At 39.8% G+C, this 13,564-nt stretch carries 12 protein-coding genes; 10 read left to right on the top strand and 2 right to left on the bottom strand.

Going from position 1 to position 13,564, the window contains the following annotated elements:
• Positions 1-2: 2 nt before the first annotated feature.
• The 9 genes from rpsG (at position 3) to glnA (ending at position 10,754) form a co-directional block, all read left to right on the top strand.
• Positions 3-473 carry a 30S ribosomal protein S7 gene (gene rpsG / locus ACPC57_RS06270; protein ID WP_105182784.1) on the top strand — a complete coding sequence of 157 codons (471 nt, stop codon included), beginning with the start codon at positions 3-5 and terminating at the stop codon, positions 471-473.
• 500 nt (positions 474-973) lie between these two features.
• Complete coding sequence (gene fusA / locus ACPC57_RS06265) at positions 974-3,055, top strand: elongation factor G (protein ID WP_434065693.1); 2,082 nt, start codon at positions 974-976, stop codon at positions 3,053-3,055.
• A 226-nt stretch (positions 3,056-3,281) separates the two neighbouring features.
• Complete coding sequence (gene gap / locus ACPC57_RS06260; protein WP_277845161.1) at positions 3,282-4,292, top strand: type I glyceraldehyde-3-phosphate dehydrogenase; 1,011 nt, start codon at positions 3,282-3,284, stop codon at positions 4,290-4,292.
• 187 nt (positions 4,293-4,479) lie between these two features.
• Positions 4,480-5,679, top strand: coding sequence for an iron-containing alcohol dehydrogenase (locus ACPC57_RS06255; RefSeq protein WP_434066522.1), 1,200 nt, complete (start codon positions 4,480-4,482; stop codon positions 5,677-5,679).
• A 14-nt stretch (positions 5,680-5,693) separates the two neighbouring features.
• Positions 5,694-6,536, top strand: coding sequence for an aldo/keto reductase (locus ACPC57_RS06250; protein WP_434066521.1), 843 nt, complete (start codon positions 5,694-5,696; stop codon positions 6,534-6,536).
• 137 nt (positions 6,537-6,673) lie between these two features.
• Positions 6,674-7,873, top strand: a complete 1,200-nt coding sequence (locus ACPC57_RS06245) for a phosphoglycerate kinase (RefSeq protein ID WP_418126808.1) — start codon at positions 6,674-6,676, stop codon at positions 7,871-7,873.
• Between the two features lie 544 nt (positions 7,874-8,417).
• Positions 8,418-8,933, top strand: a complete 516-nt coding sequence (locus ACPC57_RS06240) for an FUSC family protein (RefSeq protein ID WP_217374312.1) — start codon at positions 8,418-8,420, stop codon at positions 8,931-8,933.
• Positions 8,934-9,008: 75 nt separating this feature from the next.
• A complete protein-coding gene (locus ACPC57_RS06235; RefSeq protein ID WP_024392055.1) occupies positions 9,009-9,380 on the top strand; it encodes a MerR family transcriptional regulator in 372 nt (123 codons plus the stop codon).
• A 27-nt stretch (positions 9,381-9,407) separates the two neighbouring features.
• Positions 9,408-10,754: a type I glutamate--ammonia ligase gene (glnA, locus tag ACPC57_RS06230; protein ID WP_434065695.1), complete on the top strand. Its 1,347-nt coding sequence runs from the start codon at positions 9,408-9,410 to the stop codon at positions 10,752-10,754.
• Between the two features lie 226 nt (positions 10,755-10,980).
• On the opposite strand, the gene rnjA is transcribed toward glnA, so the two are convergent.
• Positions 10,981-12,660, bottom strand: a complete 1,680-nt coding sequence (gene rnjA / locus ACPC57_RS06225; protein ID WP_274504324.1) for a ribonuclease J1 — start codon at positions 12,658-12,660, stop codon at positions 10,981-10,983.
• A gap of 3 nt (positions 12,661-12,663) precedes the next feature.
• Complete coding sequence (locus tag ACPC57_RS06220; RefSeq protein WP_105126479.1) at positions 12,664-12,894, bottom strand: RNA polymerase epsilon subunit; 231 nt, start codon at positions 12,892-12,894, stop codon at positions 12,664-12,666.
• 315 nt (positions 12,895-13,209) lie between these two features.
• Between ACPC57_RS06220 and ACPC57_RS06215 the strand changes: the two genes are divergently transcribed.
• Positions 13,210-13,332: a hypothetical protein gene (locus ACPC57_RS06215; protein ID WP_318150612.1), complete on the top strand. Its 123-nt coding sequence runs from the start codon at positions 13,210-13,212 to the stop codon at positions 13,330-13,332.
• The last annotated feature ends 232 nt before the right edge of the window (positions 13,333-13,564 follow it).

Here is a 13,564-nt window from a genome sequence, read left to right as displayed (position 1 = left end):
AAATGAGTCGTAAAAATCAAGCGCCTAAGCGCGAAGTATTGCCAGATCCATTGTATAACTCAAAATTGGTAACTCGTTTGATTAACCGTGTTATGTTGGACGGTAAACGTGGTACTGCTGCATCAATCGTTTATGGTGCCTTTGATCAAATCAAAGAAGCAACTGGCAATGATGCACTTGAAGTATTTGAAACAGCAATGGAAAACATCATGCCTGTACTTGAAGTACGTGCACGTCGTGTCGGTGGTTCTAACTACCAAGTCCCAGTTGAAGTTCGTCCGGAGCGTCGTACAACACTTGGTCTTCGTTGGTTGGTAACAATCGCTCGTAACCGTGGTGAGCACACTATGATCGATCGCCTTGCGAAAGAAATCATGGATGCAGCAAACAACACTGGTGCATCTGTTAAGAAACGTGAAGATACTCACAAAATGGCAGAAGCAAACCGCGCATTCGCACACTTCCGCTGGTAAGATAGGATATTTTAGCGTTAAGCAAATGCTAGCCAAAATAGGAAAACCGACGAAGAAACTTCAGTTTCTAGGAGATTTTACACCTAAAGGTAGCCACACTTGTAGTTGGCTAAAGCCAAAACGATTGTGTCTCTTTTTGTTAGACATTTGTAGCTAAAATTCAACTAATATAGGATGTGAGGACGTTAAGAAAATTCAAGGAACAATAGGAAATCAGACGATGCACCTTAAGGTCCAAGGAAGATTTATCTTTTTTCCAGAATTTTTAGTCCGAACTCAACTAATTAAGATACGAGGACGTTAAGTCAGTTCTACATAAATCAATTGTGATTGTGATTATGGTACCAACTTTTCGTTCAATCATCACAAATCGGATTGAGGCTTGCCTCAGCCATTTAACACCATTAGTAAGAAATTAAGCGGGTGGGATTTACCCACCCGCTTTTCTTAAAATATGGTATAATCAAAATAGAATTATAAAATATAGGAGAACAAACCTCATGGCACGCGAATTTTCATTGGAAAAAACTCGTAATATCGGTATCATGGCGCACGTTGACGCGGGTAAAACGACGACAACTGAGCGTATTCTTTACTACACTGGTAAAATCCACAAAATTGGTGAAACTCACGAAGGTGCATCACAAATGGACTGGATGGAGCAAGAGCAAGAACGTGGTATAACTATCACATCTGCTGCAACAACAGCTCAATGGAAAAACCACCGTGTAAACATCATCGACACACCAGGACACGTGGACTTCACAATCGAAGTACAACGTTCACTTCGCGTTCTTGATGGTGCGGTAACCGTTCTTGACTCACAATCAGGTGTTGAGCCACAAACTGAAACAGTATGGCGTCAAGCAACTGAATATGGTGTTCCACGTATCGTATTTGCGAACAAAATGGATAAAATCGGTGCGGACTTCCTTTACTCAGTAAGCACACTTCATGAGCGTCTTCAAGCAAATGCTCACCCAATCCAATTGCCAATCGGTTCTGAAGATGAGTTCCGTGGTATCATTGACTTGATCAAGATGAAAGCTGAAATCTATACTAACGACCTTGGTACAGATATTCTTGAAGAAGATATTCCAGCTGAATACCTTGAGCAAGCTGAAGAATACCGTGAAAAATTGATTGAAGCAGTTGCTGAAACTGACGAAGAATTAACGATGAAATACCTTGAAGGTGAAGAAATTACAAACGAAGAATTGAAAGCTGCTATCCGTAAAGCAACTATCAACGTTGAATTCTTCCCAGTATTGTGTGGTTCAGCTTTCAAAAACAAAGGCGTTCAGTTGATGCTTGATGCGGTTATCGACTACCTTCCAAGCCCACTTGACATCCCTGCTATTAAAGGTGTTAACCCAGATACAGATGCTGAAGAAGAACGTCATGCATCAGATGAAGAGCCATTTGCAGCTCTTGCTTTCAAGATCATGACTGACCCATTCGTAGGTCGTTTGACATTCTTCCGTGTATACTCAGGTGTTCTTAACAGCGGTTCATACGTATTGAACACTTCTAAAGGTAAACGTGAGCGTATCGGACGTATCCTTCAAATGCACGCAAACAGCCGTCAAGAGATTGAAACTGTTTATGCAGGTGACATCGCCGCTGCGGTTGGTTTGAAAGATACTACAACTGGTGACTCATTGACAGATGAAAAAGCAAAAATCATCCTTGAGTCAATCCACGTTCCAGAACCAGTTATCCAATTGATGGTTGAGCCTAAATCTAAAGCTGATCAAGACAAGATGGGTATTGCCCTTTCTAAATTGGCTGAAGAAGATCCAACATTCCGCGTTGAAACAAACGTTGAAACTGGTGAAACAGTTATCTCTGGTATGGGTGAGTTGCACTTGGATGTCCTTGTTGACCGTATGCGTCGTGAATTCAAGGTTGAAGCAAACGTAGGTGCTCCTCAAGTATCATACCGTGAAACATTCCGCGCTCCTACACGAGCTCGTGGTTTCTTCAAACGCCAGTCTGGTGGTAAAGGTCAATTCGGTGACGTTTGGATCGAATTCACACCAAACGAAGAAGGTAAAGGTTTCGAGTTCGAGAACGCTATCGTCGGTGGTGTGGTTCCACGTGAATTCATCCCAGCGGTTGAAAAAGGTCTCGTAGAATCTATGGCTAACGGTGTTCTTGCTGGTTACCCAATTGTTGACGTTAAAGCTAAGCTTTACGATGGTTCATACCACGATGTCGACTCATCTGAAACAGCCTTCAAAGTGGCAGCATCTCTTGCCCTTAAAGAAGCGGCTAAATCAGCTCAACCAACTATTCTCGAGCCAATGATGCTTGTAACAATCACTGCACCTGAAGAAAACCTAGGTGACGTTATGGGTCACGTTACTGCACGTCGTGGTCGCGTCGATGGTATGGAAGCTCGTGGTAACACACAAATCGTTCGTGCTTATGTACCACTTGCTGAAATGTTTGGTTACGCAACTGTTCTTCGTTCAGCAACACAAGGTCGCGGTACGTTCATGATGGTATTTGACCACTACGAAGATGTACCAAAATCTGTACAAGATGAAATTATTAAGAAAAACGGCCGCAATGCATAATTGCTAACCCAGGCAGCTTCGGCTGCCTTTTTCATTTTTTCATTAAAATTTTCATAAATAGCTTGCAAGATAGAGGTGGCAAATACTTGCAATTTTCGTCAAATAGTTATATAATAATCACGTTGAAAACTTTCTTGTAAGTCTACAAGTTACAATTTTCACAATAGGATTAAAAGGCTTGCCTTTTAAAAAATATAACTCGATTTTCATAAGGAGGAAATCATAAATGGTAGTTAAAGTTGGTATTAACGGTTTTGGTCGTATTGGCCGTCTTGCATTCCGTCGTATCCAAAATGTTGAAGGTGTTGAAGTTACGCGTATCAATGACCTTACAGACCCAACTATGCTTGCACACTTGTTGAAATATGACACAACTCAAGGTCGTTTCGACGGTACTGTTGAAGTTAAAGATGGTGGTTTTGAAGTTAACGGCAAATTCGTTAAAGTTTCTGCTGAACGCGAACCAGCTAACATTGACTGGGCTGCTGATGGTGTAGAAATCGTTCTTGAAGCTACTGGTTTCTTTGCTTCTAAAGAAAAAGCTGAACAACACATCCACGAAAATGGTGCGAAAAAAGTTGTTATCACTGCTCCTGGTGGTAACGATGTTAAAACAATCGTTTTCAACACTAACCATGACATTCTTGATGGTACTGAAACAGTTATCTCAGGTGCTTCATGTACTACAAACTGTTTGGCTCCAATGGCTAAAGCACTTCAAGATAACTTCGGTATTGTTGAAGGTTTGATGACAACTATCCACGCTTACACTGGTGACCAAATGATCCTTGACGGTCCACACCGTGGTGGTGACCTTCGTCGTGCTCGTGCTGGTGCTGCTAACATCGTTCCTAACTCAACTGGTGCTGCTAAAGCTATCGGCTTGGTAATCCCAGAATTGAACGGTAAATTGGACGGTGCTGCACAACGCGTACCTACTCCAACAGGTTCTGTAACTGAATTGGTTGCTGTTCTTGAGAAAAATGTAACTGTTGACGAAGTAAATGCTGCTATGAAAGCTGCTTCTAACGAATCATATGGTTACACTGAAGATCAAATCGTTTCTTCAGATATCGTAGGTATCTCATTCGGTTCATTGTTTGACGCAACTCAAACTAAAGTTCTTGATGTAGATGGTAAACAATTGGTTAAAGTTGTTTCTTGGTACGATAACGAAATGTCTTACACTTCACAACTTGTTCGTACTCTTGAGTACTTCGCAAAAATCGCTAAATAATCCTTAGTGAAAATCAAAGAGGCTTCGGCCTCTTTTTTTGCGATTCCATTTCTGAAAATCCAATTTTCGAATGAGACGTGATATACTTATCATATAGTTAGCAGTTGAATCTTGGAAAAGATTCGCTGTAATATACTTTTGAGGTATACGAAATGCATACAATAAGGATGAGTAGAAAGGAAAAGAAATGAATAATTTTCGATTACAGATTCCTACAGATATTCGTTTTGGTCGTGACCGTTTGACGGAATTACCAGAAGTATTAGGAACCTACGGAAAAAATGTTCTTTTGGTTTATGGTGGAGGGTCAATTAAACGTTCAGGATTGTATAACCGTGTACTAACTTTACTAAATGAGCATGGTTTTACTTTTATTGAATTAGCAGGTATTGAGCCAAATCCTAGAATTGATTCTGTCCGAACAGGTGTAGATCTTATTCGAAAAAACGGTATCGAAGTAATTTTAGCTGTAGGCGGGGGATCCGTTGTTGATGCGAGTAAAGTCATGGCTGCGGGAGCGTTTTATGATGGCGATGCGTGGGATTTAGTAAAGGATAGTAGCTTGATAGGAAAGGCAATCCCTATTGTTGATATTTTGACACTGGCAGCAACAGGAACAGAAATGAATAGGGGTGCTGTTATTTCCAATATGGTTACAAACGAAAAACTTGGTACAGGTGGCTGGGAGTTGATTCCAAAGGCATCGTTTTTAGACCCAACTTTAACATACACCGTATCAAAATGGCAAACTGCTGCTGGTGCTGCTGATATGATGAGCCATCTGTTTGAACAATATTTCAATCGAACAGATGGAGTAGACGTTCAAGATAGTATTGCAGAAGGCTTGTTGAAAACAATTATCAAGCATGGTCCGGTCGCAATAGCTGACCCAGAAAACTATACTGCTCGTGCAAATTTACTTTGGAGTTCTACCTTGGCCCTAAATGGTTTGGTGGCTGGAGGTCGATTAGGCGGTTGGACCTGCCATGCAATTGAACATGAATTGTCAGCCTATTACGATATTACACACGGAATTGGTCTTGCAATTCTAACCCCAAGATGGATGAAGTTTTGCGTGGATACAGATCCGACAACTCATGCAAAATTTGCAGCTTATGCACGAAATGTGTGGGGATTAGTTGAAGGAACAGAGGAAGAACTGTCCAGACAGGCTATTTCTAAGACGTATTCGTTTTTTGAAAATGAATTAGAAATTCCAATGAAATTATCAGATGTCGGAATTCCGACGCAAGAATTGGTAAGAGTGATGAGTGAACAAGCAGTTCTACATGGGAAACTGGGAGGGAATGTATTTGTGCCCTTAACTGTTGAAGATGTTGAGGCAATTGTGCGTGATTCATTTATCCCTATGGAAAAATTTTATTAAGTGAGGAAAGAAAGATGGAAAAATATACATTAGTCAATGGAGTAGAAGTTCCAAAGATTGGTTTCGGTACATGGCAAATTCCTGAAGGGGAAGTTGTATATCAGAGTGTTAGTCATGCCCTGCAAGTTGGTTATGTTCATGTCGATACAGCTCAGATTTATCGCAATGAAGTGGGTGTGGGACGAGCTATTGCAGATAGCAAGTTGGACCGGAAAGAAATCTTTGTAACGACTAAGATTTGGAATGATAAGCAGGATTATGAATCTGCAAAGGCATCAATTGATGAATCCTTATCTAAGTTAGGTCTAGACTATGTAGATTTACTTCTTATTCATTGGCCAAATCCTGTAGAATTGCGTGAAAATGATGCATGGAAAAAACGTAATGCGAGTGTCTGGAATGCTTTAGAAGAGGCCTATAAAGAAGGGAAGACGCGTGCAATTGGGGTATCAAACTTTATGGTTCATCACTTAGAGGCATTATTTGAAACCGCTGAAACGAAACCTCAAATCAATCAAGTTCTGTTAGCTCCTGGCTGCCCTCAAACTGAGCTAGTTGATTTTTGTCGTCAACACCAAATTTTGTTAGAGGCTTACAGTCCACTTGGAACAGGAAGTATATTTGGGAACCCTGTTGCACAAGAAGTAGCTGAAAAGTATGGTAAATCTATTGCACAAATTGCACTTCGTTGGTCTTTGCAAAAAGGTTTCTTGCCATTGCCAAAATCAGTAACTCCTGCAAATATTGAAGCAAACTTGCATATTTTTGATTTTGAATTATCGGAAGAGGACATACTCCGACTCGATGGAATAGATGGCGTGAACAGCCAGAGCAATCCGGATGAAGTTAATTTTTAATTGGGTATCGCTCGGGTAGATACTCAGCTACGACCGGAATCATTGTTACAAATATCACAATAAGTGAGATTTTAATAGGCATTTAATGAATAATGTGCTATAATTAGTAAGATAAAAAATTTTAAGGAGTCTAACTAATGGCTAAATTGACAGTTAAAGACGTTGAATTGAAGGGCAAAAAAGTTCTTGTCCGTGTTGATTTTAATGTTCCTTTGAAAGATGGCGTTATCACTAACGACAACCGAATTACTGCTGCTCTTCCAACAATCAAGTATATTCTTGAGCAAGGTGGACGTGCCATTCTTTTCTCTCACCTTGGTCGTGTGAAAGAAGAAGCAGATAAAGAAGGTAAATCATTGGCTCCTGTAGCAGCTGACTTGGCGGCTAAATTGGGTCAAGAAGTTGCTTTCATAGCTGGTGCTACTCGTGGTGCTGAATTGGAAGCGGCTATCAATGCTTTGGAAGATGGACAAGTTCTCCTTGTTGAAAACACTCGTTTCGAAGACGTTGATGGTAAGAAAGAATCTAAAAACGACGAAGAGCTTGGTAAATACTGGGCTTCACTTGGTGATGGTATCTTCGTTAATGATGCATTTGGTACTGCACACCGTGCACACGCATCAAACGTTGGTATCTCAGCAAACGTAGAAAAAGCAGTAGCAGGTTTCCTTTTGGAAAACGAAATTGCATACATCCAAGAAGCAGTTGAAAATCCAGAGCGTCCATTTGTGGCAATCCTTGGTGGTTCAAAAGTATCTGATAAGATCGGTGTTATCGAGAACCTTCTTGAAAAAGCAGACAAAGTTATTATCGGTGGTGGTATGACTTACACATTCTACAAAGCTCAAGGTATTGAAATTGGTAACTCACTTGTAGAAGAAGATAAATTGGATGTGGCAAAAGCGCTTCTTGAAAAAGCTAATGGTAAATTGATTTTGCCAGTTGACTCAAAAGAAGCAAATGCATTTGTTGGATACACTGAAGTTCGCGACACTGAAGGTGAAGCAATTTCAGAAGGCTTCCTTGGTCTTGATATCGGTCCTAAGTCAATCGCTAAGTTTGACGAAGAGTTGACTGGTGCAAAAACAGTTGTTTGGAACGGCCCTATGGGTGTGTTTGAAAACCCAGACTTCCAAGCTGGTACAATCGGTGTAATGGACGCAATCGTGAAACAACCAGGTGTGAAATCAATCATCGGTGGTGGTGACTCAGCTGCTGCAGCTATCAACCTTGGATATGCAGACAAATTCTCATGGATCTCAACTGGTGGTGGCGCATCTATGGAACTCCTCGAAGGTAAAGTGCTTCCAGGACTTGCAGCTCTTACTGACAAGTAAAAAATTGCGACGAAATGAGGCTGGGGCCTGAGCTCCGGTCTTTTTTTGAATGCAATTTGCGCTCTGATGTGTCGGCTCGGAGGAAAAAGTTTTGTTGTGTAATCATTTTTTGTTTATACTCTTCGAAAATCAAAATCGGACGTTATTGACTTGATTTGATGACTGTCAAACTCCAGTGGAGTTTGACAGCCTGTTCCCTTGAAATATAAAGGGAACAGAGTTCGATTTGCATCAGAGCGAAACAAACTACGTTCGCCCATTTTCAACCTCCAAAGGTTCCCTGAACCTTTGGAGAAAGTCTGATTTTGATTTTCATTGAGTATTACTTCGTAAACTCACCTTTTCAAGCTCTACTAATGCTTTTGGCTTCTTGTCTTGTGTTAAAATCAACTATAGGCTACTTATTTTTTTGTAAAGTTGGGAATTCTTTTTCTTTGGTGGTGTTGAAGTATCTGGTAATATTTTTACACTAAGATGTCCGAATGATTCATAACATTATGTGCATTTAGAATCATTTTTTAACAAATCATGTTAGAATAGAAGTATGTTTAAGAGATATAAATTTGATACCCAGAAGTTTAAATTGGGTATGAGAACTTTAAAATCAGGTCTAGCTGTATTTTTAGTCATTTTATTGTTTCATCTTTTAAAATGGGATGGTATTCAGATTGCGGCTCTTTCAGCAGTTTTCAGTCTTCGTGAAGATTTTGGGAAAAGTGTTCATTTTGGCTCTTCTCGAGTCCTTAGTAATTCAATAGGTGGCTTTTATGCCTTGCTTTATTTTATTCTAAGTGATCTATTCTCTCATAATTTTTGGGTGACCTTAATTTTCATCCCTATTTTTACGATGCTAACCATTATGACGAATGTTTCGTTTAATAATGCTCCAGGTGTTATTAGCGGGGTTGCTACGATGTTGATGATTGCTCTCTCAGTTCCTGCAGGAGATTCGATTTTCTACGCCCTCCAAAGAGTTTTCGAAACTTTCGTCGGGGTATTTATATCTGTTATTGTAAATTATGATGTAAATTTGATAAAAAATCGATTTTATAAAGAATGATGTCACAAAACCTGACATCAACTCTTGACTGTTTATGAATTCTGCCCTATAATAGTGTGCAGAAAGGAGTTCATTATGAGAGAAAAAGAGTTTCGACGTTCCTTAGCTATTTTTCCAATTGGTAGTGTAATGAAATTGACTGATTTAACAGCGCGTCAGATTCGTTACTATGAAGATCATGGGTTGATAAAACCTGATCGGAACGAAGGTAATCGCCGCTTGTATTCTCTAAATGATATGGATTTACTCCTTGAAATTAAAGATTTTTTGGATGAGGGCCTAAACATTGCAGCGATTAAAAAAGAATACGCTAATCGTAAAGCAAAGGAAAAGGTTCAAGCAGAACAGAAAACTTTAACTGATGAGGATGTGCGTCGTATCCTACATGATGAATTTAGCAGACAAGGGCGATTTTCAAGTCCAAGCTCGATCTTTCGGTCGTCGTAATAGGTTTAATTAAGAGGAGAAAAAAATATGGTTGTCACAACAGCGGATATTAAACGTGATATTAAAGAGAAAAATGTTACATTTCTACGTCTCATGTTCACTGATATTATGGGAGTGATGAAAAACGTAGAGATTCCTGCGACAGAAGAGCAGGTTGAAAAAGTTTTATCAAATAAAGTTATGTTTGATGGTTCGTCTATTGAAGGTTTTGTACGTATTAATGAATCTGATATGTACCTTTATCCAGATTTAAACACATGGACTATTTTTCCTTGGGGAGATGAAAATGGACGTGTGGCAGGCTTGATTTGTGATATTTATACGACTGAAGGTGAACCGTTTGCGGGAGATCCTCGTGGAAACTTGAAGAAATCTCTTCGTCGGATGGAAAAAGAAGGATTCTCATCCTTTAACCTTGGTCCAGAACCAGAATTCTTCTTGTTCAAAATGGATGAGCAAGGGAATCCAACTCTTGATGTGAATGATAAGGGTGGTTACTTTGACTTGGCGCCTACAGATCTTGCGGACAATACTCGTCGTGAAATTGTAAATGTTTTGACTGAAATGGGATTTGAAGTTGAAGCGAGCCACCACGAAGTAGCGGTTGGTCAGCATGAAATCGACTTTAAATATGCGGATGTTTTGAAAGCGTGTGATAATATCCAAATCTTTAAGTTGGTTGTTAAGACGATTGCACGAAAACATGGCTTGTATGCTACATTTATGGCTAAACCTAAATTTGGAATTGCTGGTTCAGGTATGCACTGTAACATGTCACTCTTTGATAAAGACGGCAATAATGCCTTCTTTGATCCAGAAGATTCACGTGGCATGCAATTGTCAGAGACAGCTTATCACTTCCTTGGTGGTTTGATTAAACATGCTTATAACTACACTGCAATTACCAACCCTACAGTAAACTCATACAAACGTTTGGTACCTGGTTTTGAAGCTCCTGTTTATATTGCTTGGGCAGGTAAAAACCGTTCTCCATTGGTTCGTGTACCTGCATCACGTGGAATGGGAACTCGCTTAGAATTGCGTTCAGTAGATCCAACGGCTAACCCATATTTGGCTATGGCAGTTCTTTTGGAAGTTGGATTAGATGGTATCGAACACAAGATTGAGGCTCCTGCTCCAGTAGAGTCAAATATTTATGCAATGTCAGATGAAGAACGTCGCGAAGCAGGTATTGCAGATCTTCCATCAACTCTTCACAATGCTCTTAAAGCCTTGAGAGAAGATGATGTTGTTCGTTCGGCATTGGGTGACCATATCTATACTAATTTTTTGGAAGCTAAGAAGATTGAGTGGGCAAGTTACGCAACTTACGTTTCTCAATGGGAAATTGATAACTATTTAGATTTGTATTAATGTGGATGTGCAAAAACTAAATTATTCTCATTCAGATCAAATTTTGAATATTAAAAAATAGCTTAGAATCAACGTTTCTTATGACGTTATTCAAAGCTATTTTTTTACTATTGAACCTTTGTTTTCGCTTTTCAAATTTTGGGGTCAAAGATAAAAAGGTCCACTGGACCTTTGTTTTCGCTTTTCAAATTTTGGGCTCAAAGATAAAAAGGTCCACTGGACCTTTTTATTTATCCGGAGTGAGAATCATTGGGATAATGATTGGCTCACGTTCTGTTTTTTCATATAGGAATGGTCGGAGGGCGTTGACAATTGCACCATTGACCGTTTGGATGCTTGCGTCCTTATTGCGCATGGCGATTCGTATGGCATCAAATAGAATTCGTTGACTTTCACGGATAAGATCTCCTGATTCACGCATATAGATGAATCCCCGACTAAGGATATCAGGACCAGCAAGAATCATTTTCGACTTGAAGTCGACTGTTGCAACAGCGAGAACGACACCGTCTTCAGAGAGATCGCGTCTATCTTTAAGAACAGCTGCACCGATTTCGCCAATCCGATTGCCATCAACGTAAATGTCTTGGGCGTTGAATTGACCGGCTATGCGAGCTGAATCTTTTGTAAGTGCAAGGACATCACCATTTTCCATGATGAAGATATTTTCTTTAGGAACGCCAGTATCGACAGCTAAACCAGCATGGATTTTTTGCATACGGTATTCGCCATGAACAGGCATGAAGTATTTTGGTTTGATGAGACGGAGCATGAGTTTTTGCTCTTGTTGGCCACCGTGTCCAGAGGTATGGATGTTGTTAATCTTACCGTGGATAACATCTACACCTGCTTCAATCAGAATATTGATTAATTTGTTAACCCCTGTGGTATTTCCCGGAATAGGACTGGACGAGAAGATAACAGTATCACCTGGTTGAAGTTGGACTTGTCTGTGGGTACCATGAGCAATTCGAGAAAGTGCAGCCATAGGCTCACCTTGACTACCTGTACATAGAATCAAGACTTCATTAGCTGGATATTCTTTTATTTCATTTGGTTCGATAAAGGTACCTTTGGGGACCTTTATATAGCCTAATTCAATACCATTTACAATTGCTTTCTCCATTGAACGGCCAAAAACTGCAATTTTTCGACCTGTTTTTACTGCTGCATCGGCTGCTTGTTGAAGGCGGAAAATGTTAGAGGCAAATGATGCAAAGATAATACGACCGTGAATGCCTTTAATCAATTTCATAATGGATTGACCAACAACTTTTTCGGAGTTAGTAAAGGTTGGAACCTCTGCGTTAGTTGAATCGGATAAAAGACAGAGGACTCCCTCTTCACCGAGCGCAGCCATACGGTGCAAGTCAGCTGGTTCTCCAACGGGAGTGAAGTCAAATTTAAAGTCACCGGTGCAGACAATTTTACCTTGGGGTGTGTCTACGACGATTCCAAGTGGTTCTGGAATTGAGTGAGTTGTCCGGAAAAAACTAACTTTTAAGTGTTTGAAGGTAAGCTCTGTCTTATGATTAATCTCATGGAGAGTAGCATCACGAAGCAGGCCATGTTCTTCCAATTTACCGCGTATCAAAGATAGTGCTAGCGGACCAGCATAGATAGGTACGTTCGCTTGTTTGAGTAAGAATGGAATTCCTCCAATATGATCTTCGTGACCGTGTGTGATGACTAGACCTTTGACACGGTCTAGATTTTCAACGATATAGGAGTAGTCTGGGATGACATAGTCAATACCTAAAAGATCGTCTTCAGGAAATTTAATACCTGCGTCAACAATCAAAATTTCATCTTGGTATTCAATACCATAGGTATTTTTTCCGATTTCTCCCAAACCACCGATGGCAAAGACGCCAACTTCTTGGGGTTTTAGATTTATTGTTGACATGGATTAGAACTCCGTAATACTAAAATCAGCATGCTCCTTCTCATATTGGAGGTGCTTTTCGGATAGAAGTTCGATGAATTCGATATTGTATTGTGGGTATTTTTTTTCTACTAGCTCACGCGCAATAATACGACCTTGTAATTCGCTTTCTGCTTCAACTTCCATGTAAAGTGAGCGTGTCTGTTCGCGACGAGGACTCACTTTTGACTCTTGATAAAAAACTTTATAAATCATATGTTATACATATTCCTTTCTGCTTTGACTGCAACCTACGAAAAAAGACCCAAATAGATTTCTATTTGTTGCTTGGTATTCAGTTTTCTGGAGTTGTTGATTTCGACAGTCTAAATAATTCTCCTTATTATATCATAAAGTTAGGACTTGGTAAATGGAAGTGTTAGAAAAATGAAAATCAGGTGAGAACCTGGGTGGTATCTTCTGAAATTATCATGAATCACAAATATAACATTGCAAATCGATAAAAATATAAATGTTTATTATGACAAATCTAACAATATATTGTGATGGTTCACTGAGAGGAGGTAGACAATGGGGACAGGACCAGAGGTAGGGTTAGGTCAATTTTATCGAGAACTTCGTCGTTCTCGTTTGGTCAAGCAAAAAGGATATCGTCAGAGGAAATTTTACAGTGGCCCAGCTATCACGTTTTGAGTTGGGTCAATCCGTGTTAGCAGCGGACAAGTTGATTGTGGCAGTTGAGGGAATCAACATTAGTTCATGAATCGCCCACCATATCGATGAGGATATTCAATATGACCAAGTAGTAGAATTAAAGAAAGAATCAAAGGCATAACAGACTGGGAAATTGAACCGCACCCCAAAAGTTAGACAGAAAAAATCTAACTTTTGGGGTGCTATTTTTATGAAATTGAGCTATGAAGAC

This window comes from Streptococcus sp. VTCC 12886, from assembly GCF_049893425.1.
Taxonomy (GTDB): domain Bacteria; phylum Bacillota; class Bacilli; order Lactobacillales; family Streptococcaceae; genus Streptococcus; species Streptococcus suis_AA.
Note: the sequence above shows the minus strand (reverse complement) of the source record. Positions and strands in the feature narration are given on the sequence as shown.

Excerpts from the sequence above, each read along its gene's own strand:
- rpsG (WP_105182784.1), top strand. The coding sequence starts at position 3 with ATGAGTCGTAAAAATCAAGCGCCTAAGCGCGAAGTATTGCCAGATCCA.
- fusA (WP_434065693.1), top strand. The coding sequence starts at position 974 with ATGGCACGCGAATTTTCATTGGAAAAAACTCGTAATATCGGTATCATG.
- gap (WP_277845161.1), top strand. The coding sequence starts at position 3,282 with ATGGTAGTTAAAGTTGGTATTAACGGTTTTGGTCGTATTGGCCGTCTT.
- ACPC57_RS06255 (WP_434066522.1), top strand. The coding sequence starts at position 4,480 with ATGAATAATTTTCGATTACAGATTCCTACAGATATTCGTTTTGGTCGT.
- ACPC57_RS06250 (WP_434066521.1), top strand. The coding sequence starts at position 5,694 with ATGGAAAAATATACATTAGTCAATGGAGTAGAAGTTCCAAAGATTGGT.
- ACPC57_RS06245 (WP_418126808.1), top strand. The coding sequence starts at position 6,674 with ATGGCTAAATTGACAGTTAAAGACGTTGAATTGAAGGGCAAAAAAGTT.
- ACPC57_RS06240 (WP_217374312.1), top strand. The coding sequence starts at position 8,418 with ATGTTTAAGAGATATAAATTTGATACCCAGAAGTTTAAATTGGGTATG.
- ACPC57_RS06235 (WP_024392055.1), top strand. The coding sequence starts at position 9,009 with ATGAGAGAAAAAGAGTTTCGACGTTCCTTAGCTATTTTTCCAATTGGT.
- glnA (WP_434065695.1), top strand. The coding sequence starts at position 9,408 with ATGGTTGTCACAACAGCGGATATTAAACGTGATATTAAAGAGAAAAAT.
- rnjA (WP_274504324.1), bottom strand. The coding sequence starts at position 12,660 with ATGTCAACAATAAATCTAAAACCCCAAGAAGTTGGCGTCTTTGCCATC.
- ACPC57_RS06220 (WP_105126479.1), bottom strand. The coding sequence starts at position 12,894 with ATGATTTATAAAGTTTTTTATCAAGAGTCAAAAGTGAGTCCTCGTCGC.
- ACPC57_RS06215 (WP_318150612.1), top strand. The coding sequence starts at position 13,210 with ATGGGGACAGGACCAGAGGTAGGGTTAGGTCAATTTTATCGAGAACTT.